Source organism: Kitasatospora sp. NPDC058032 (genome assembly GCF_042885845.1).
Classification (GTDB): domain Bacteria; phylum Actinomycetota; class Actinomycetes; order Streptomycetales; family Streptomycetaceae; genus Kitasatospora.
The window spans coordinates 61827-82859 of sequence record NZ_JBHVRK010000006.1; the positions used below are offsets into that span (position 1 = coordinate 61827).

A 21033-nucleotide genomic window follows, 5' to 3' on the forward strand; every position below is an offset into this window, starting at 1 on the left:
GCACCCACTCTCTGCTCGGAATCTCGGGACAGCACGACGATACCGGCCGGTAGCCTCCGGCGTGACGGCGACTCGGGCCGGGCGCCTATGCTGCGGACATGCCCGAGACGCCCGAACCACCCACCCCGTCCCCGGCCGCCGAACCCCTGCCGGTGGCGCGGCGCACCGACCTCGGGCAGGCGAAGCTCCTCCCCGACATCGACCACGACGGCGGCTGGCTGCTGACCCTCGACGACACCCCGCAGTCCTATGTCGACCTCGGCGACCCGACCCACCTGGAGTTCGAGTACACCCGGCGCCTCGGCCACCTGGTCGACGCGCTCGCGGAGCCCGGCCGCCCGCTGCACGCCCTCCACCTGGGCGGCGGCGCGCTGACGGTGCCCCGCTACCTGGCCGCCACCCGCCCCGGCTCGCGCCAGCGCGTGGTGGACGTGGACGGGCCGCTGCTCGCCCTGGTCGAGCAGCACCTGCCGTGGCAGGGGCCCGGCGTCGACATCACCGCCGAGGTGGGGGACGCCCGCGCCGCCCTCGCGGCCGCCGCGCAGGCCGCGCCCGGCTCGCTGGACCTCGTCGTCGCCGACGTCTTCCACGGCTCGCGCACCCCCGGACACCTCACCTCGGTGGAGTTCCTGCGGCTGGCGGCGGCCACGCTGCGCCCCGGCGGCTGCTACGCGGCGAACCTCGCCGACGGCCCGCCGCTCGCCTTCGCCCGCGCCCAGGCGGCGACGCTGCGCGCCGTCTTCCCGCAGACCTGCCTGATCGCCGAGGCGCCGGTGCTGCGCGGGCGCCGGTACGGCAACATCCTGCTGGTCGGCTCGGCCGCCCCGCTGCCGGTCGCCGACCTCGGCCGCCGCCTCGCCGGGGACATCTTCCCGGCCCGGCTCACCGAGGGCGCGGACCTCGCGGCCTTCGCCGCCCGCACGGCGCCGGTCACCGACGCCACCGCCACCGACTCCCCGCCGCCCCCGGACGGCGCCTTCAGCGTCGGCTGAGCCGCTCGGTCGCCGCGGCGCGCCGAACCGTGGGCACCGCCGTCCGCACGCCCCCCGGTGTCAGAATCGGCGGGTCCGCGCGGGGGACGCCCGCCACGTCCGAGGAAGCGAGCGAGAGATGAGCAGCGTGGAGCGGCCGGAGTTGTCGGCGGTGCCCGAGACGGCGCTGTGGACGCTCTGGCAGCGAGCCGTCGAGGCCCGCCGGCCCGATGCCGTGCTCCGCGACCCGAAGGCGGTGGACCTGGTCGAGCGGATCGACTTCCCCTTCGCCGAGCGGTTCGGCACGAGCGGCTCCCAGTCCCAGTTCCAGGCGCTGCGGGTGGCCTGCTTCGACCGCGAGGTGGCGGACTTCCTGGCCCGGGAGCCACGCGGCACGGTGGTCTGCCTGGGCGAGGGCCTGGAGACGCAGTACTGGCGCGTCGACAACGGCCGCGCCCACTGGCTCACCGTGGACCTCCCCGAAATGGTGGCCCTGCGCGAGCGCCTCCTGCCGCCCGGCCCGCGCCGGCGCTATCTGGCGGCCGATGCCACCGACCTGCGGTGGGCCGACGAGGTTGACCGCGACCGCGCGGTCCTGGTCACTACGCAGGGCCTGTGCATGTACCTGCCCCCGGCCGAGGTGAAAGCCCTGATCGCGGGCTGCGCGGACCGGTTCCCCGGCGGCTCCATGGTCGTGGACGCCGTACCGCGCTGGTTCGCACGGCTCACCATGAGCGGGAAGATGCGTACCGCCGCCTACCGGGTGCCCGCCATGCCCTGGGCGATGGACGCCGGCGAACGCGACAAGCTCCGCACCGCGAGCCCGGCGGTGACGGCCGTCCGCGACGTCCGCCCGACGGGCGGACGCGGTCTCCTCGGCGCCCTTCTGCCCCTGGCCCTGACCGCCCCCTGGCTGGCCGCCCACCGCCCCTCGGTCACGGTCCTGAACTTCGCCGAAGGCCCCGAACCGGCATAGACGAGCAGCAGCACCCACCCCGGTGGGGCATCGCGGCTTCCGGCCGGCCGGAGTTCAGGAGATTGTGCACGTTCGCTCTGGGACGGTGGCCCGGTGTACTGACCCGTGAGGTTGGGGACGCGGCTGGCGGGTGGCTTGCCTGCGAGTGCGGTGTGTCCGCGGTGGTGATTATAGGTGTGGAGCCAGGCGGGGTAGGCGTCGCGGCGTTCCTGTTCGGTGCGGTAGGGCCTGGTGTAGGCCCATTCGTCGAGCAGGGTGCGGTTGAAGCGTTCGACCTTGCCGTTGGTCTGGGGCCGGTATGGGCGGGTTCGCTTGTGCGTGATGCCCTCGGCGGCGAGGGCATCACGCCAGATGTGGGACTTGTAGCAGGCGCCGTTGTCGGTCAGCACGCGCTGGACGGTGATCCCGGCCCGGGCGAAGAACTCGTTCGCCCGGGCCCAGAAGGCGGTGGCGGTCTCCTTGCGTTCGTCGGGCAGGATCTCGCTGCAGGCCAGGCGGGAGTGGTCGTCCACGGCGTTGTGGAGGTAGCTGCAGCCGGCCCCGGAGCGGTTCTTGCGGCCGGCCTGGAGGCCCAGGCTCTTGTGGCCTCCGCCGTCGGGGATGTTGCCGAGCTTCTTGATATCGACGTGGACCAACTCGCCCGGGGCGGAACGCTCGTAGCGTCGTATCGGGCGGCCGGTGGCGCGGTCGAGGTGGGCCGGTCGGGCGAGGCGGTAGCGGGTCAGCACGCGATGCATGGTGGCCGGGTTGAGTCGCAGCAGGTGGGCGATGCGGGCCGGTCCCCAGCGTCGCAGGACGCGGACCTTGATGATCCGCCGCTCGGTGCGGGTCGGGGTGCGGCGAGGGCTGTGGTGCGGGCGGCTGGAGCGGTCACTCATGCCGGCCTCGCCGAGCGTGCGGTAGCGGTCGGCCCAGCCCTTGGCCGTGGTCGGTGAGACCTGGAAGCGTTCGGCGGCCCTGCGCAGGGGCCAGCGGTCCTCCACGATGCAGCGGGCCAGGCGCAGCCGTCCGGTCTCGGTCAGCGGTGCGTTACGGTGTGGCATGAGGGCCTTTCTGGGTGCCGGTGCAGATGTCGCAATCCACACCGAGCCAGAAGGCCCTCACTCATTTCAAGATCACCCGGCCGTGAGCCCTGTCACCAACCTCCGTGGTCAGTACACCTAGCCACCCGGGCTTGGGCCAAGGCCCGATGGCCGGTTGACTGCTGCTGCTCTTCTCGAGCCCCGAATGCGGCCGGGACCTCTATGACGGCACGCCGGTGCAATGCGGCCTGACCCGAATGCTTGGCCCGTGCGATGACCGCCAGTTCGAGCCTGTGCTGGGGCGGCCCGCTCCCTCGCCAGCCGGCATGGGGATGTGAGTCTCGGTGGCACTCTTCTCCCTGGCGGATGGGGCATGACGCATGACGACCCCACGCGAGTTGGCTGTATGTGGCATTAACGATCACAAAGTGAGGAAACTGCCACGGGCCCTCATGCATCGGCGTAGTCTGCGGGAACTACCGCAGGCGGGCCGGGGTGGCCTGTAGCGCGGCGGAGGTGCTATGGGTGGGGACCCGGTTATGTCAGCAATGGTCGGCGATCACAGGCGAACGGGGGTGCCCGATCCGTACGGAGATCAGGCCCTGCTGACCCCCGCCATGACAAAGGGCTATGACGCGGCCTCCGGCAGGGAACGGCATCTGCTGCTGAGCTACCTCGAAGCCGTGGTTGCCGCCCGCCGGGCGCCGGTGCACACTGCTGTTGCCTTCAACGCCGTGTACTTCGGGTACAATCTCGGAGGTGACGGGTACGGTGGAAGTCCCCTGTGCCTTGACGACTTCCCCGTGGTCACCCTTGGGGGGTGCGCTTCCCCACTCCCGGTCGGCGCCATGGTGTGCGTGGCCACAGGATCGGACCCGCTCTACGCAGAGATCGTCCACCGCGAGGGCGCACACCCGGAGGTGGGGACCCTCGGGGATGTACCGGCTTGGGTGTCCGGGGCACCTGTTGGCGCCGAGGGCCCAGGCAGGCCGGCGACCGGCGGGGTTCTCCGCCGAAGAGAACTTCTGGTCCCGGATCTCCATGCCTTTGGCCCGGCCCTGACCCTTTCGCCGGCCCAGCTCCACCGCTTACGCACACGTCGGCGCTGGATCAACGAGGATGGGCACGTTGTCGTCGATGTCTCCTATCTGTCCCCGGAAGCGGCCCGGTGCGACGACCTGACAGCCTATGCGGACCATCTCCTGACCACGGCACGGGATCAGTTGCTCAGTCCCTTCGTCCCCGTGTCCCTGGCCGAGCTGATGGGCGGCACAAGTGATGGCGAACTGCGAGCGGGATTGCTCGGTCTGCTCGACACGGTACGGGGCGTCATACGCTCTAGCGCCGCGCTGCGCACATGGGGCCACTACGCCGTGACCCGGGCCTCTCTCGCGGAGTGCTGGGGCGAAACAGGCCCGCTGGGCGGCGGCGACCTCAGGTCCTTTGCAGCGGCGGTGGAACACGCGGCCACGCCGGCGAGGCGGCGGCGCCATGGCCTTATCGCCCCGGTTGCCGTGTACACGGCGGTCGGACCGCGGCTTCGCCAGTTCCCCGGTGCGACGGAACTGCTCAGGGGAGTGGGGTACGCCGCAGCGGTCTGCCGGGCGAACCTGACAATCGCCGACGTTGTCCGAGGGGACAGTAACCAGGGCCTGTTCGAGAACGGTTCCCTGATCACGCTCGATGACGCCTTCGAGAGCGGGGGCGTCTGGCGGTCCCATCATCCTGGTGGCGCCGTCGCGGATGGCGACCCCTTGGCTCCGGCGGGACGTGGTTGGGCATCGACGCTTCCTGCGCCGCCGGATCCGGAAGCGGACGTCGATCCGGTTGATCTGCCCCTCGCCGACGATGCCTTCCTTGGCCCCGGTGAACTCCTGCGGAACGACGCCAAGGAGGTCGCCTGGCGGTCGCCCCTGCGGCTGGCCCATCTCGTTGACGGCTGGTTCCCCCTGCACCCGCATGTCGCACGCGAACTCCGAGGGTCCCACGGCCCACATTTCACGTCACGCCTCGAACTTGGTCACGCCGGCCGGATACTGGTGGAACGCGAGGCGACTCAGGATGTCATCGCCGAACTCGGTGACGAATCAGGTCGTTTGACGGAAATCCTCTGGCCCCGCGACTTCTTCCCGGGCCTGATGCTTGAGTTGCGCTGGCGCCGCGGTGAAACAGTGATCCGCGTGGTCACGACTCCGCTCCCGGATCCTTTGTACGTCAGTGACCGGGTGATCGGGCATAGCTACGACCCCCGTGTGCTCACTAGAGAGGACGCCCCAGGCAGCGATCGCCATGGTGACAGCGCGGCCGGCCTCGGCCCCCGGCAGCTGGTGATGCGCACCGTGCGCCGCTGCGGGCTGCTCACCCTGGACGGCCATGCCCTGTTGGACCGTTCGGTTCTGCCGAGCGCGACCTACGGGCGCCGGCCAGCACGTTCCCAGACCGTCGCTTTGGAGTCGGCGGTCGCGGAGTTGATCGCGGAGCGACTTCTGGAGCCAGCCCTCGGCAGTCGGGACATCTGGGGCCAACCGCACTACCCGGCGCGCGACAGGCAGCCGACCATCCCGCTCATCGGCTACCGCCCTGTACCACGACGGGTGATACGCCCCTGGGGCGGCACGGAGCTGGACGGCTCGGGGCTGCTCACATCCCAGCTCGTTGCAGGCCATTTGCGGCGCCTTCGGCCAGGTTGCTTCCCCAGCGAAGCGCAGCGAGTCGCCTTCCGCGAACACTGCCGCAGCCTTGGCAAGGCGGACGGCTGGGAACTGCCCTACGGCTACACATTCGTAACTGAGCACACACGCGGCCGCTGATCCGTGACTCCACGTTTTCAACCTCTCTTCCCGTCGTCTTGTCCCACTTTTCCCGGCTCCTCGGCGTCGAGTGAGTCGATCACGCAGAATCAGCCGCAGAAACGGAGTAGGTGTACATGCACGACCGCTACCACGTCATTACGGGGCCGCCGTTGTCCCCGCCGACCACCTCGGCCGAGGACCTCGAAGGTCTGGCCGCTGCGCTCAACGCTTTGAAACACCCGGTCGACGCCACCATGAGCGAGTTCACGGTCGACATGGTGGAACTCGCCTTCAACTCACTGGCGCCCAGGGAGCGACAGAAGCTGCTCGGCAGCCTGGGCATCCGCATGGCGGCCCCACGGCGGGTGGGCAGGGCCCTGTGTCAGGATGTTCTCTCCCGGCTGCGGCGCGATGTCCGGCAGCACACCTGCACCTGCGGTATCAGGGACCTCACACCCACCGTGTTGGGCCAGATCGTCGAGGTCGCCTTCGCCCAGGACGACCCGACCGTCTCCGACCCCGTTTCCCGATGGGGTGGCACGTTGCTCCGGGCCACAATGTTCGCTTGGTGCAACGCCTCCGTCACCGACGCCTATGTTCTCGCCTGGGCGGCCGACCAGGACTGGTTCACAGAGACGGCCAACGATGAGGAGTCCCTACGCCTGGCCTCTGTGGCCAACGAGGCCCGTGCCGTTGTGGCGGCGTACCCGGATCTAAAGGGTATACGGGAAGGCCGCGAGCGGCTGTCCGCAGGTGACGGAAAGGGCGTAGTGCCTGCCGTCATCGGCGGGTCGGGCGGGAACGTCGCGGCTTCCGAGGACGCAGTGTCGGACTCCAGCGTTCCACACGACGTGCCGATGGCCGTGTCCGAAGACGCTCGTGCCAGCCAGAGGACGGAGCCGGAGGAGGTCTGCCAACAGGTGGAGTTGGCTCTCACGCTGGCTCGGCAAGCCGCGGAGAACGTGACCGGCACGGTGGCAGACGGCCGCCCTCCGTACGACGAGGACCTGGCTGCGCTGGGCGCGCTGGGCGCCGTCTTCGACACCGCTGACGCGGTGTTCCGCGCGGCGGGGATGAACGGTGTGCCTCGTCGACTGGAGGACATGACGCAGGCTGCGCGCGAGTACCGGACGGAACACGAGCACGACCGCCAGGTACGGGAGATGCTGAGGGAACTGCTGGATGTCGCATGTCGGCCGGACAGCCCCGCCGCCTCCGCCGCCGAGGCCGTGCGAGGAGTGACCCGCCATCTGCTGGCCACAGAGGTATGGGAGCGGACCCAACGGCAGGAAGGCGCCGCGCTCGCCGACCTCGCACGGCTGATTCGGGAGGGGCGACAGGGTTACGCAGCGACGGAGATCCTGGCTCTGCAGGATCAGATGGTGCGGGTACTGCCCGCATGTGCCATGGCGGTGGTCATGGCCCCTGAACTGGTGCTGGCGGAGCCGGCGGACGCCTTCGTGGAATCGGCCGAGGCCGGGGCCAAGGCTGAGATTCAGGCGGACGTGAAGACCGCCGAAGGTGATGTCGGAGGATTCGACGAGCCTGCCGCCGACGGCATGACCGCTGAGCACGGGAAGCCGGGCGTCGAGCGGACGGGCGAGGGACTGAGGGCCGGGCTTGGTGGCCGCGCCCCCGATGGATCCCAGCCTCACGCCGTACCTGGGTCGGAGGCCCCCGCCTCGATGCCGGCGGTCGGTCCGCTCGACCCTGACGACGTCCACGCCATGACACCCATCGACGGGATGGTGGCAGCAGCTACGGGCCCGAAGGCAGACTTCCTCGCAGCGCTCGCCCCTTTGCCCGCGTTGGCGTCGACCGCGTCGCACGACGAAGAAGCTCAGTCCGCAGAGCCGGCCCCGAAGGATCTCGCCCTTGTCACCACCGAGGAGAACCTTGGTGCGGTCGTGACGGAGCAGGCGCTGACGAGGCTGGTCGTGGAGCGACGTTTCGGACTCGCCCACCATGTCGCGAACGCGGCCGGTCACGCGGAGCCGCAGGTGGTGGCGCTCCGCCTGGCCGGTGCCGCCGGACAGCTGATGTCCGGTGACAGCCAGGGAGCCCGGCTGACCGCGGACCTGCTCCAGCAGTACAGCGGATACGCCGGACGCGACACGGAAGGCAGCGAGTTCCTTCTGCTGCCCGCCTTGCTGCGTACGGCGCTGATCACCGGGGACCATTTGGCGGGCGCCCAGTTGAAGGCCTTGGCGCCCCGGCTGCCGGAACGGTTGGCGGAGGCGGCGACGGCGGTTGCCGACCGTACCCTCAGCGGTGCCCTGATGATGGCCTCGCCGCTGGTGGTCAGCGCCGACGTCTCTGGGGCGGAGGTACGGTTGCGGGAGTTGCTGGAGCAGTGTCGTGCTCTGCTTGTGCCACCGAGGCTTCGGTTCGTGCGGGCGACGGAGATCGCCAAGCGCTGGCTCTCCGGCGATGACCTCCTCGGATCGATGCTCACGACCGTGGTCGGCGACCACCGTGATGGGGCGGCCCAGGTGCGCGAGCAGGCCGAACGCTTGTCGAAGCTGCCCGAGGTCAACAACGAGATCGACCGCATGGACCGCCAATACCGCCCGTCCAGTGGCAAGCCGCTCCAGGGCTCCGGACGGCAAGACTTGGTGCATCTCGTGGAACGAACCGTCGGCCTGGCCAAGGAGTGGTGTCTGGCGGTCGAGACCATCCGGCGTGGTGATCGCTCCGACAGCAATCGGGCGGTCAAGGAGATCTCATCCCTGCGCCGTTCCCTGCTGAATGGCCGGGAGGCGGTACTGGGCGAACTGGAGCAGTTGGCTCGGAGTTACGGCGCCGTAAAGGCTGCTACCGCCTGGGCGGCACTCGCCTCGATGGAGGAGCTGTTTGCTCTACTGTCAGGTGACGCCGTGACCTTGTGGTCCGGAAGTCCTGTGGATCCCGAACTCGTGCTGGACGCGGAACTGCTGAAGGTTTGCGACCGCCGTGGCGAGCGTCCGTCGCTCGACGAGCTGCTGACGGCGGTCGACCGGAGCTGGCAGGACGCTCTCGCCGAGCGGCTCGCCCACGATGCCTTTGCCGCAGCTCGAACCCTCGTCGACCTGGCGGGACGAGGGCTGCTGCCCGGCACACAGGCCGGGGAGTTCACCCCGCCCGCGGTGGCCGAGATCGAGGCCCGGGCGGCCACCCGGCGCGCGGAACTGCACGGAGAACACGACGACCTTGTCGCGGAACTGCACCGAGCGCAGGCCGACAGTGCCATCACCGATGACCAGGACCTGCGTCTCCAGGAACTCCTCGCCGACGCCAGGGGCCGGCTTGACGACATCGACGCGTACGGCCTGGTCGACGTACGACGGGCGCTCGACACCGTGCGGGACGACTTGCCCGCCTTCCGGCAGCAGGCGGCCGACCGGATCCGAGCCCGGCTCGACGTTCTGGACCCCACAGAGGAGTTGCGCTCACAGGTCCTGCGGCACCTGGACACCGGTGGCCTGGCCACGGCCGCGGATCTGGTGTACTTCCTGGAGATCGGCGAGGACGTCCCGGAGATCGACGGGGGCGAGTCCCACCTGACGGAGTTCTTCCCGGCCGTGCCCGACGGGCTGCCCAAGGGCATTGACCACGCCCTCGTCGATCTCGTCCGGTCCGGCGGAACGCACCCTGACATCCCCGTCCTGGACTACAGCGCGCTCTCGACCGACGAGGCGGCCCTGGCGGCGGACGCGGTTGAGGAATGGCGGGAGCTGGGTGCCACCGAGCCGAAGGACCGGCTTGAAGTGTCCGCCAGGCGGCAGCTGCTCCCGGCCCTTAAGCTCCTTGGCTACGAGGCCAAGAGCGCCAAGCCACTGGACGAGAAGTCCCATCGGCGTCGCGAGTACCGTCTCTTCGAAGCGACGGAAGTGGAGATCAACGGCAGGGCGAAGGCGCCCGCGTTCGGCTCGGAGATTCGGGAGCAGGGCGGCAACCTGCGTGTGCTGATGGTCTGGGGCCGTCCGTCCGCGAAGTACGTGATGAGTCTGGCTGAGAGCGACACCAGCGGTGCGAGCCTCCTCGTCCTCTACTTCGGCACGCTGGGCCGTGAGGCCCGTGCTGAACTTGCTGTCGAGTCCGCCCGGTTGCAGCCGATGCTGGTCGTGGACGACGCCGCCCTGGCCTATCTCGCGGCACGGGGAAATCGGCAGGTCAGCACGGCCACGCAGACCCTGCTGCCGTTCTCGGGCGTCAACCCTTACATCAGGGAGAAGCGTGGTCGGATCGGCCGGGAGATGTTCTACGGACGTGACGTCGAGCGCAAGAGCGTTCTTGACCGGAGCGGCACCCAGGTCATCTTCGGCGGTCGGGGACTCGGTAAGTCGGCCCTCCTCAGTGACGCCGGTGAGCGGTTTGAAGAGCAACGTCCCGGCTACCAGCTGGCGGTGTACGTGAACCTTGACCAGGAGAACATCGGCAAGGGCAGCTCGCTGGGGCCAGAGGCCCTGTGGAGCGTCCTTGATCAGAAGCTCAGGGCGGCCGAAGTGTTGGGCGGACAGGCGAGCCGTAAGTCGGGAAAGGACATCTCCGAGCGGGTGCGCGCGGGCATCTGCGCCTGGCTCGACGGGGACTCCCGCCGGCGACTGCTGGTCCTGCTCGACGAGTGCGACCAGTTCTTCGAGGCCGACGCCCCCCGCTTCGATCAGACCAAGAAGCTCAAGGGCCTCGGGTCCGATACCAAGGACCGCGCCAAGGTCGTCTTCGCAGGTTTGCACTCCGTGCAGCGGTTCTCCAAGCTCGCCAGCAACGGACCATTCGGTCACCTTGCGCAGACCCCGAAGGTGATTGGCCCGCTCGCTCCTCAGTCCGCCGCCGAACTGTTGGTCGACCCCATGCGGGCACTCGGCTTCGAGTTCCAGGACATAGATCTCGTCAACCGGGTACTCGGCTATTGCTCCTACCAGCCTTTCCTACTTCAGATGTTCGGTCACCGGCTGGTCGAGGTGATGCACCGTAAACGGACGAGGCGTGGAGTCGAGGGACCCCCATACGCGGTAGAGATCGCCGACATCGAGGTCGTGGAGTCGGACACCGGCCTTAGGGACGGCATCTCGGCGGCGTTCAAGGACACCCTGAGTCTCGACCACCGCTACGACGTGATTGCCAACGTGCTGGCCTATCACGCGCGCCACCGTGGTCTGGAAGTGCGGCTGAGCGACGCCGAACTGCGCGAAGAGTGCGAGACCTTCTGGCGAAAGGGTTTCGAACAGCTCGACACCGAGGGGTTCCGCGCATATCTCTCCGAGATGGTGGGACTCGGTATCCTCGCTCCCAACCACGATGGCCAGGGCTGGCATCTGAGGGGCCCTAACGCCCTTCGCATGATCGGTACCTCTCACGAAGTGGACGCCCGCCTTCTCAGGGCCGAGCAGGACTGCGAGCTCCAGGAGAGCATCGTGCAGGAGGGGCGTCCCGAGTTGCCCGACGGCCGGCCGGCCCCGCTCACCATTACCCAGCTTGACGACCTCCTCGGCGAGCGAGCCAACCAGACGAGGGTCGTCCTCGGCACCACCGCGACCGGTGTTGGCGACGTTGGCGACACCCTTCGTACGGTTGCCGGACGTATCGCCGACTGGACGCTGCCGCCTGTCGGCAGGCCCAGTGTCTACAAGCAGGAACTCACGGGCGGGCGTCCGCGTGAACGACGTGTAGTCATCAGCGACTTCGCTCGGTACCCGGACGCCCGGCCCGAGGCCCCCCGGCAAGCTGTGGACCTGGCCGATACGCTGTTGCCGGTGACCCCGGGGGTGACCCGCGCGGTGGTCGTGGTCACAGACCCCTCCCAGCTGGGCCTGTGGCGTCCCCTGCTGACGGGCACCGAACGCACCTCGGCCGCTCCTGTGGTGCTGCGTCGGCACGACCGCCGCAGCTTGCGCGGCTGGGCCCAGCGGGTCGAGAAGTTCCATACGGAGGACCGCCTGGACCGTCTCCATGAGCTGACCGGAGGCTGGCCGATCATGGTCGACCGGGCCCACCGTCTCCACGGCGAACTGGGCGATCCGGACGCGGTGCTGCAGAGGCTGGCCGATCTGCGCGAGGACCGGGTCGAAGCTCGCGCCTTTGCCGAGGCGACCGGCGTGTACGCGGACCCGATGCTTGCGACCGGCTACCGGTCTGTTAGTGACGAATTCATGGAGAACCTGTTTGACCTGGAGAGCGCGGTGACCGCCGTGGCAGTCCGGATTGAGGACGAAGACGAGGCCAACTGGATCGTTACCTGCCTTGATGCGCTCCAGGTGTTCGACCACGAGGGAAGCCACTTGCGCATGGAACCGCTGCTCCGGAGGTGCATGGCGCTCCAGGGCTGACACCGAGGTGGGGGCGTGCTTCGATCCGGCAATTCCGATAGCTACGCCCCCACTTGGTCCGGACGATTTGCTGCCAGGCGGGGAACGTGGCAGAAGGATGGGAGCTCCTCCTGGCGCCGTCGAGCAGGCTGTCGTTGTAGAGGCCGACCGGTGGCGTCCAGCACGATCGAGTTGAGTTTGTCGAAGGCGTCGGCCTGGGGGTTAGGCCGACGTCATTGCGCGCCAGGGTCTGGATGACGGCCTCGACGACCTTGTGGTCGAAGGCGCCCATCCGGAGGCGAAGGCGGAGTAATGAGCTGCCCCGGCTTTCGTAGAGTCCGCGATCATGTGATCAAGCGGTCTGTGGGGCTTGTTACAGTCGCGCCCAGTAAGCCTGCTCGTATTCGTCGGGCGGGATGTAGCCGAGGGCCGAGTGGAGTCGTTCACCGTTGTACCACGCGACCCATTGGAAGACGGCCCGCTCGACCTCGTCGAAGTCCCGCCAAGGACCCTGGTGCTCGATCAGTTCAGCCTTGAATGCGCCGTTCAGGGCCTCGGCCATCGCGTTGTCGTAGCTGTCCGCGACGGACCCGACCGACGCTGAGGCGCCGGTGTCGGCCAATCGCTCCGTGTAGCGAATGGACACGTATTGCGACCCGCAGTCGCTGTGATGAATGAGGCCGGCGTCCTTCTTGACAGCGCGTCCAGCGGCAGGTCCGTGCGCATGTGGGTGGCGGTCTGCCAGCCCACGACCCGGCGCGAGTACGCGTCCAGGACGAACGCCACGTAGACCCAGCCCGACCAAGTCCGGATGTAGGTCAGGTCGGCCAGCCACAGCTGGTTCGGGCGCTCGGCGGTGAACCGCCGGTTGACCCGGTCCGGCGGGCGCGGGGCGGCCGGTTTCACAATCGTGGTGCGGCGGCGCTGCCCGCGGATGACGCCTTCGATGCCGAGCTCGCGCATGAGGCGCTCGACGGTGCAGCGCGCGACCGCGTGGCCGGCACGGATCAGGGCGCGGGTGACGCGGCGGGCACCGTAGGTGCGGCCGGAGTCCTCCCACACCGCTGTGACCAACGGGATCAGCTCCTCGTCACGCAGACGGCGGGCCGACTTCGGACGCTGCTTGCGCGCGAAGTACGTCGACGGGGACAGATCCAGCACCCGGCAGACGGGATCGACCCCGAAGCCGTCACGCAGGTGGTCGATCACCTGCTCGGCCTCGTCCGGGGACGGTCGATCTCCTGGGCAAAAAACACGCTGGCGGCTTTGAGGATCTCGTTGGCCCGCCTCAACTCGGCGTTCTCCTTGCGGAGTTCCTTCAGCTCATCGCGCTCGGCGGTGGTGAGGCGGTCGTCGCGCTCGCCCGCGTCGGCCTCGGCCTGGCGGACCCAGGACCGCAAGGCCTCCTTGTGGATGCCGAGGTCACGGGCCACGTGAGCGACAGGCCGACCGGTCGAGCGGACCTCACGCACGGCGCGCTCACGGAGTTCATCGGGGTACTTACGGGGTGCTGGCACTGCTCGTGGTTCTCCTTACGCCTGGATCGTAATAAACCCAGACATCAGGGACTCCACGAAAGCCAGAGCAGCTCAGAGACTGCGGAGTACCTGAACATGTCTGTTGCATGGGTGTACCGCGATGCTGGTCGTGCGGGTCTCGTGCCTTACAGGTTCGGGTGCGGGCGGAACGCCAAGTTGTAGTTCAAGATGTCCGAGGTTCAGACGTGGGTGAAGCAGCAGCGACCGTCCGGCGGTTGAGGTCGCGTGACCGGCGTGCGGAGGCCCTGTCCCGCTCCGGGACAGGGCCTCCGCGTGTTCAGGCGGCGAGGCCGAGGTCGAGGAGCTCGGCGGCGCGGCTGATGGAGCCGGGCATGAGGTGGCGGTAGATCTTGAAGGTGACATCGATGCTCTTGTGGCCCATCCACTCAGCCACGTCGGTGATCGCGAGGTTGTGGCCAAGGCAGTTCGAGGCGAAGAAGTGGCGGAGGCCGTAGACGACCATGCCGTCGGGGATCTCGACGAGGCCGTCGTTCTTGATCCGCTTCCACTGGTTCGCGATGTCGTGGTTGGGCAGGGGCTTGGTCGGGTCGCGCGGGTGCCGGAGGAGGTAGCCGTCGATGGTGCCGTAGGTGTCGGCGTACGACTCGATGGAGTGCCGGACGCGGGCGGCGAGGGGGACGTCGGGGTAGTCGCCGGCCTTGCGGTGCTTGAGGGGTGCGTAGGCCTTGGTGGTCTGGTTGACCTGCTCGGTGATCCGGTAGACGTCGTCGGTGACGATGTTGTTGATGTTGACGGCCAGGGCTTCGCCGTTGCGCATGTCGCAGCCGCTCATGAGATCGGCGACGAGCCGGAAGGTGTCATCGCCGGCGGTGCGTATGGCCCGGACCTGGGGGCCGAAGGGATGACGGCTCGCTTGGGGTCGTACTGCGGGGGCTTGACGCCGTCGAGCGGGCTGTCGTCGTAGAGGCCGAGCCGGTGGGCGTCCAGCAGGATGGACTTGAGCTTGTCGAAGGCGTTGGACTGGGTGGCGAGGCCGACGCCGTTGCGCGCCAGGGTCTGGATGACGGCCTCGACGACCTTGTGGTCGAAGGTGCCCATCCGGCGGCTGCGGAAGGCGGGGTAGAGGTGGTGGACGAGCAGTGAGTCGAGGTGGCGGAGGGAGCTGGGGCTGAGGTCGCGCTGGCCGGCCTTCCACTCGGCGACGTACTCGTGGAACTGCATCGGGCTGCACTGCTGGACGCGGGCGGCCTTGTGCTGGCTCTGCGGGTTGTTCTTGCGGGCCTGGTAGACCTCGGCGAGGCGGGACTTCGCCTTGTCCTGGGTGGCGAAGCAGGACTCCTCTGTCTGCCTCCCGGCCGCGTTGCGGTAGCGGATCTTGTACTCGTGCGGGCACCTCGGCCACCGGCTCTCGGGGTGTTCGCACTCCTTGAAGAAGCTGCCCATGCCGCGGACGAGGTTGATGGTGGCCATGGTGTCGACTCCCGGGCGTCTTGCTGACCTTTCGCTGACCCCGGATGGTCGATCAAGCCCCTGACCTGGAACGAAACGGCGGAGCCGTGGTATGTGGTGGAACTTCATCGGCCGCACCGGCGAAGAGATCACCCAGGCCCGCACCGACGCAGACGGGGCGGCCCGGCCGGTGGTGGCGTGCTCGCCCCGGGACGGAGCTTCCCCGGCCTGGGTTTGTCGGCCCGGCCGTGCGGATGGTCGCTGTGTCCGGTGCGAACCACGGGCGGGCGGGCACCGCGGATGCCGGTTCGGGAAACGCCACGAGGTGCAGAGGCGCTCCCTGTCCGGTCACCCCGTCAGGATCGGTTCGCACGGCGCTCGGCGCCCCATGCGACGAGCGCGAAACCGGTGGCGGTCCAGAAGCCGGGAGCCCCGTACGCTCGCCCGGACAGGAACGAGCCGGCCACGGCGATGACGGCCGCGGTCAGGGCCGTGGCGAAGCAGGCGTTGGAGAGCGCTCGGTACCGGTTCATGTCGGTCCTCACTGTGGTGGACGGGGTGGGTCAGCAGTTGCGGCGGTACGGAATGCCGTAGGCGCCGGTGGCGTACATCGGGACGTAGTAGCGGTGGTAGATCGCCGCTCCGGATCCGATGCCCAGGCACCTGCCGGTGTTGGAGGCCCAGTTGGCGATCAGTTGGATGGTGCCCCAGTACATGGAGACGACGGCGCCGATCACGATGGCGGCCGGGGCCGCCGGCGGGGCGAGGGCGGAGACGAGGGCGGTGATGCCACCGATGATGAGGTAGCTGTACCAGCCGTAGTTGCCGATGCGCCAGGTCCAGAGCCTGTTGAAGTTGGCGGTGGCGGTGGCCCCGCCCCAGCCGGTCCCTGTCCAGGAGGACGGGGACCAGTACCGGCCCGAGACGCTGCCCCAGGAGTAGTACCGGGTCTTGGACGCGCTCCAGCGGCCGTCGAGGTCAGTGCAGTTGACGGGGTCTCCGGAGCAGTACTCGTAGGCGTTGGCGTTGCCGCCGTGGACGGGGTCCGTCGAGAGGAACCGGCCGGTGGCGGGGTTGTAGAGGCGCGCGCCCATGAGGGTCACGCCCGCCGGGGTCGAGGTGGAGCGCTGGTAGGCACCGAGGTAGCCGTACCGGCCGCCGGCGGCCCCGGGCTTGAGGTTGCCGAACTCGTCGGTGTCGGTGGCGGTGGGCGTGCTGCCCGCCGCGAGTGGCACCCGCAGGTTCACGTCGCCGTGGATGTTGGTGAACAGCAGGACGGGCGAACCGGTGGCCGTGGTGGTCGCCTCCACGCCGGAGCCCAGGCCCGAGACGTTGCGGGTGGTGTTCCCGGCGGCGTCCTCGGTGATCCACCGCGGCGTGTCGTTGTCCGCGGAGTAGTGGTTGACGCTGGTCGCGTCGGTGCTCCAGGTGCCGGAGGCGTTGGTCTCGGCCTTGGCGGTGCGGAACCGCTGGTTGGAGTCCAAGGTCCAGGTGGTGCGCTTGGTCCCGGTGGTCTGCTGCTGGACCAGGTCGTTGGTGAAGTAGGCGTTGGTGGTGCCGGGCAGCGTGGTGGTGCGGCCGAACGCGTCGTAGGCGTACCCGGTGTCGGTCAGGCGGTCGGCGCTGTCGTAGGTGTGGTTGGTCGTGGCCCCGCTGGTGGGGCAGGCCGCACCGGCGGCACCCGTGGCCGTGGACTGGGCGACGCGGTTGGCGCGCTTGTCCAGGGTGTAGGTGCGCAGCGTGCAGACACCGCCGGTGGTGTCCTTGACCTCGGACAGCCGGCCCGCGCCGTCGTAGGCGTAGCGCTGGACGGAGCCGACGCCGTTGCTGGAGCTGTGGGTGGCCACCTGTCCGTGGACGGACTGGACGATGCTGTCGGCGAGCATGACCGCGCCGTCACTGTCCCGGGTGTAGGTCCGGCCGACGGTGGCGCCGCTCGGGTCCTGCTTGCGGGTCAGGGTGTAGCCGCCGGGAAGCTTCTCGGTGGCCAGGGCGCCGTCGGGAGTGTAGGTGGCGGTGAAGGCGCCGGCCACCGAGTCGGTGAGGCCGACCGGGACGCCGCGCGGCTCCTTCGTGGTGTCGTAGCTGTAGGTGACGGTGGACGGGACGCTGTCGGAGATCACCAGCGGGCGGTCGAGTGCGTCGTAGCTGGTGTTCGTGGTGGCGCCGTCCGCGTCGGTGTACGAGACCTGGCGGCCGAGCTTGTCGTAACCGCGGGTGATGGTTCCGCCCAGGGTGGAGGCCGAGGTGAGCAGTCGGCCGGTCTGCGGGTCGTAGGTCTGGGTGACCTCAGGGACCGCCTGGCCCTGGTTGCCGGTGATCTTGGTGGTGACGACCCGGTCCGCGGCGTCGTAGGTGGTCGCGGTGGTGCGGTTCGCGCTGCCGGAGGTGTCCACCGTGGTCAGCGCCTTGCCGTAGCGGTTGTAGGTGATGGTCGAGTCGACCAGGGCGTTCGGGTTGCTGCCGCCGCCGGTGATGTCACCCGCAGGCCCGGTCCAGCAGATCAGACCGGCCCACTCGGGGCGCCCCTTGCACCAGTCGGAGGTGGTGCCGGAGCCGTCCCAATAGACGGTGACCTTGGCGGCGGCGTCGCCACCGGTGCTGCCCGGCAGCTGGACGGCGATGACGCGGCCCTGGGCGTCGTACACGGTGCCGGTGGTCAGCGAGAGGCCGCCGGAGTCCTGGGTCACCAGCTTGGGCAGACCCTTCGCCCAGTCGTACTGGGTGTAGGTGACCCGCTTGTCGGTGAGCAGCGAGTCGTAGCCGTTGACCCGCAGGCCCGAGGTGGTGGTGGTGAGCTGGTCCTGGACCGTGGCGCTGCCGTCGGTGGGCCGCTCGACGTCGTACTCGTTGACCTTCCAGGACCGCGCCGCGACGGTGCTGCCGGCCGGGGCCAGCACGGTGGTGCCGTTCTTGAAGTCCTTGGTCAGCTCGACCGTGTGCAGGGGACCGAACTCCTCCAGGAGCCGGGTGCCCTTGCCGTTGTAGTAGTTGTACGAGCCGAGGAGCTCGGCCCGTTCGGCGCTGCTCAGACCGGCGATGCCGAGCTCTGCCTGGGCCGCGATGTCGGCCGGGGTGAGCCCGAGCGCGAGGGAGCGGTTGGAGGCGCCGAGGGTGCGGACGGTGTTGCCGAACCGGTCGTACTGGGTGGTGGAGACGTGGCCGCCGGGCTCGGCGCTGTTCACCAGACGTCCGGAGGCGTTGGTGTAGAGGATGGTCGCCCTGGTGTAGTCACCGGCGTTGAGGTCGGCGCCGTTGGCGGACGCGGGCACCTGGTCGGCGGGGAAGAACGCCGTGCCGGTGGCGGGCACGTCCTTCTGGTTCCAGGCGCGTACGTCCGCGGCACCCATCTGCAGCGGCGCCTTGGCGCCGGTCAGCGGGACACCGTAGACGACGCTGCTGGTGGCGGTGCCGTTGACGGTCGCGGTCGTGCCAGGCGTCAGGGTGGGGCGCGAGACGCCGAGCAGCATGCCCGGGCCGGAGAGGCCGCCGCTGCCCACGGTGCCGTAGGTGAACGTCCAGGGCAGTTCACCGGCGGTGGTCAGGGTGGTGACGCGTCCGGCGCTGTCGTAGGTGTAGGCCGCCTTGAGCGGGGTCGTCAGGCGGGGGTCCCAGGAGGCGCTCAGCCGTCCGGCGGTGTCGTAGGCGTACTGGACCACCGCGGTGGCGGTGGCGGCGCTCGCCCCCGGGTCGGTCGCCCACAGCTTGATCTGGGAGACCCGGCCGAGGTAGTCGCCCGGGGTACCCGAGGTGGCGGTGGTGCCGGTGGCGTAGACGTACTCGAGCACCCGGCAGCCCGCCGTCGCCGGTGCGGCCTGGCAGGCCGCGTTGGTGACGGCGGTGCTGGGCGCGATGACGTACTTCGGCCTGGCGAGCGTGGTGGACCCCGACACGACCGTCTCCGACACGACCGTGGTGGTCGACTCACCGGTGGGACGGTAGCTGGTGGAGGCGTTCCAGACCGTGGACGAGGCGTCCACCTTGCTGAACGTGGAGGTGACGCCCTCGGTGTCCTTCAGGGTGAAGGAGCCGGTGAGGGAGCCGGTGAGGGAGAGGCTCTCCGCACCCGTCTCCGGTACCCAGGCACCGCCCGCCGCGGCGGTGAAGTTGACCTGGATGCCCTCGGGGCGCACGACCGCGACGGAGGTCGCCGAGGTCTGCTGGACGTAGGACCAGGCGGAGGCGGTGACCGCGGCGGTGGTGCCCGCTGTCCACTCCGGCCCGAAGATCGCGACCTGTCCCTCCTGAGCGCCGCCGGCGGCGGGCCGGCGCGAGGACGCCGTGCGGTTGACGGCCAGCCCGAAGACCGACACGTCGGCACCCGACAGGGTGTAGTCACCGGTGAGCGAGTTCAGGCTGCCCGGACCGACGCCCTGCAGGGGGGCGGTGCCGGCGTTGCGGTCGACGATCACACTGGTCGTCTGGCTGTAGCCGGTGTTCGTGCCGTCGGTGAAGCGGGCCCGGATCTGGACCGTGCTGTCCTTCGGGAGGGTGCCGGTCAGGTTCCAGGTGAGCGCGGCAGGCTGGCCGGAGGCGACCGCCACCGGCCAACTGACGGCGCCTCCGTTGGAGGCCACGGTCACGTCACCGGCCGGAACGGTCTTCCAGCTGTCGGTGTCGCCCAGGCGGTACTCGTAGGTGGCGCCGGTGTAGGACGTGCGGCCGATCGCGGTCAACGTGACCGTACGGGCCGGGCGGTCACCCTCGGAGGGCGTCAGCAGCGCGGCTCCGTCGGCTCCGATCCCGAAGCTGTACGCGGTGGCGGCGGACGTCAGGTTCCCCGCCACGTCGATGGACCGGACGTAGAGCGTGTGCCAGCCGGCCGCCGGGTCGATGGTCAGCTGGAGCGGGTCGCCGCCGGTGCCGTCGATGGTGTCGTACAGCCGCTCCGGGGTGCCCTCGTCGTCCATTCCCCAGGCGTATCCCTGGCCGTCGGCGCTGGTGGTGTCCAGGGTGCAGACCGCGCCGCCGGACTGCGGGGCGGTCCAGGTGCCGGCGCCGTAGCCGGCGCACGACACGGTCGCGGCCGCCGGACGGGTGATGTCGACCACGAACGGCGTGTACGCGGTCCAGTCGCTGTAGTCGGTACCGTCGAAAGCCCGGGTACGCAGCCGCAGGTGTTTGCCGTCCGGCAGTGCCCGGTTCGTCGGCACCGTAAACAGCGCGTTCACACCCGATGCAGTGGATGCCGAATTGACGGTGTAGGAATAGGTGGTGTCGTTGAACGCCGGATCGGCCGTTATTTCGAACTGGGCCTGGTACGTTCCACCGTCGGCGTCGACCGCCTTCGCCCGTAATGTCGGCGTGGCGCTGGTGGTGTAGTGGACGCCACTGGGACCGTGGACGGACTCTGGTGAGACCGCCCAGGACAGGGGCGTCGCCGGGGCCGTGTTGGCAGTGGCGGAAGACAGGGCGCCGGACCTGACCGGGGCAGCCATGACCTGGCCCGTCGCCATCACCACGGTCGCGGTCTCCGCCGCCATGGCGAGGGCCACGATCGCGGCGGTCCGCCACATCGGGCGTGTTCGGGAACTAAGGACGCGCAATTGCTACTCCTTATTGACGCCTCCGGTACCGGAGGAAGCAGAAGAAATAGCAGAACTTCCCGACCGATGACTAGATCACCCGATCGCTTCCTCCGCGAATGCACCAAATATTCCCCGCGGCCATGCTCCTTCATGCGCAAAATGAGCCCTTATGGACAGTTTAAGGTCGAATTATGGCGCCGATATGCATCATGCGGTATTTCCGCAACAGGTCATCCTTGCACGAACATATCGTGGTGCGCCTGGCGTTCCGGACTGCTCGCTGCGGCCCTCGCTGTCCTGGCGGCCGGCATCCCTGGCGGGCCGGCCGAGGCGTGGCGCGCAGCCCAGGTCGAGGACCCGGCGGCCGGCACCCGGGCCGAGGCGCTCAGCGAGCAGCGCGACCTCCGTTTCGGTGACGGGCCGGAAGCCCTTGCCCTGCTGGTAGCGGTCGTTCCAGTGGTCGGTGGCGGACACGGCCGCCCCTCTCGGTCGGGGCGCTCGGCGGGCGG

At 69.3% G+C, this 21033-nt stretch carries 9 protein-coding genes and 2 pseudogenes; 4 read left to right on the top strand and 7 right to left on the bottom strand.

Annotated features, from left to right (window positions below):
* The first annotated feature begins 98 nt into the window (after positions 1 to 98).
* Entirely contained in the window at positions 99 to 992 is an 894-nt protein-coding gene (locus ACFVUH_RS12445; protein WP_387912861.1) for a spermidine synthase, read from the top strand.
* 118 nt (positions 993 to 1110) lie between these two features.
* Positions 1111 to 1947: a class I SAM-dependent methyltransferase gene (locus tag ACFVUH_RS12450; RefSeq protein ID WP_355375862.1), complete on the top strand. Its 837-nt coding sequence runs from the start codon at positions 1111 to 1113 to the stop codon at positions 1945 to 1947.
* 92 nt (positions 1948 to 2039) lie between these two features.
* Here the strand turns inward: ACFVUH_RS12450 and ACFVUH_RS12455 are convergent.
* A pseudogene (locus tag ACFVUH_RS12455) lies at positions 2040 to 2990 on the bottom strand (IS481 family transposase); the annotation flags it as partial.
* A gap of 554 nt (positions 2991 to 3544) precedes the next feature.
* On the opposite strand from ACFVUH_RS12455, the gene ACFVUH_RS12460 reads away from it, so the two are divergent.
* Together ACFVUH_RS12460 and ACFVUH_RS12465 are read left to right on the top strand one after the other, a co-directional pair.
* Entirely contained in the window at positions 3545 to 5779 is a 2235-nt protein-coding gene (locus ACFVUH_RS12460; RefSeq protein ID WP_387912864.1) for a hypothetical protein, read from the top strand.
* 116 nt (positions 5780 to 5895) lie between these two features.
* Positions 5896 to 12069 carry a hypothetical protein gene (locus ACFVUH_RS12465; protein ID WP_387912865.1) on the top strand — a complete coding sequence of 2058 codons (6174 nt, stop codon included), beginning with the start codon at positions 5896 to 5898 and terminating at the stop codon, positions 12067 to 12069.
* A 352-nt stretch (positions 12070 to 12421) separates the two neighbouring features.
* Here the strand turns inward: ACFVUH_RS12465 and ACFVUH_RS12470 are convergent.
* The 6 genes and pseudogenes from ACFVUH_RS12470 to ACFVUH_RS12495 form a co-directional block, all read right to left on the bottom strand.
* Positions 12422 to 13565: pseudogene (locus ACFVUH_RS12470) on the bottom strand (IS3 family transposase).
* Between the two features lie 298 nt (positions 13566 to 13863).
* Entirely contained in the window at positions 13864 to 14364 is a 501-nt protein-coding gene (locus ACFVUH_RS12475; RefSeq protein WP_387912867.1) for a tyrosine-type recombinase/integrase, read from the bottom strand.
* Between the two features lie 11 nt (positions 14365 to 14375).
* The gene (locus tag ACFVUH_RS12480) at positions 14376 to 15017 is read right to left on the bottom strand and encodes a hypothetical protein (protein WP_387912869.1); all 642 of its coding nucleotides are present in this window, start codon (positions 15015 to 15017) and stop codon (positions 14376 to 14378) included.
* A gap of 335 nt (positions 15018 to 15352) precedes the next feature.
* Positions 15353 to 15529 (bottom strand): hypothetical protein, encoded by a 177-nt coding sequence (locus tag ACFVUH_RS12485; RefSeq protein WP_355375859.1) that lies wholly within the window; start codon positions 15527 to 15529, stop codon positions 15353 to 15355.
* Between the two features lie 30 nt (positions 15530 to 15559).
* Positions 15560 to 20542: an RHS repeat-associated core domain-containing protein gene (locus ACFVUH_RS12490; RefSeq protein WP_387912871.1), complete on the bottom strand. Its 4983-nt coding sequence runs from the start codon at positions 20540 to 20542 to the stop codon at positions 15560 to 15562.
* A gap of 189 nt (positions 20543 to 20731) precedes the next feature.
* Positions 20732 to 20998: a hypothetical protein gene (locus ACFVUH_RS12495; protein ID WP_387912873.1), complete on the bottom strand. Its 267-nt coding sequence runs from the start codon at positions 20996 to 20998 to the stop codon at positions 20732 to 20734.
* Positions 20999 to 21033: the final 35 nt, after the last annotated feature.

Bases quoted from the DNA above. Each gene is read 5' to 3' on its own strand.
- ACFVUH_RS12480 (WP_387912869.1), bottom strand. From the start codon at position 15,017: ATGGCCACCATCAACCTCGTCCGCGGCATGGGCAGCTTCTTCAAGGAG.
- ACFVUH_RS12445 (WP_387912861.1), top strand. From the start codon at position 99: ATGCCCGAGACGCCCGAACCACCCACCCCGTCCCCGGCCGCCGAACCC.
- ACFVUH_RS12475 (WP_387912867.1), bottom strand. From the start codon at position 14,364: ATGCGCAACGGCGAAGCCCTGGCCGTCAACATCAACAACATCGTCACC.
- ACFVUH_RS12465 (WP_387912865.1), top strand. From the start codon at position 5,896: ATGCACGACCGCTACCACGTCATTACGGGGCCGCCGTTGTCCCCGCCG.
- ACFVUH_RS12485 (WP_355375859.1), bottom strand. From the start codon at position 15,529: ATGAACCGGTACCGAGCGCTCTCCAACGCCTGCTTCGCCACGGCCCTG.
- ACFVUH_RS12450 (WP_355375862.1), top strand. From the start codon at position 1,111: ATGAGCAGCGTGGAGCGGCCGGAGTTGTCGGCGGTGCCCGAGACGGCG.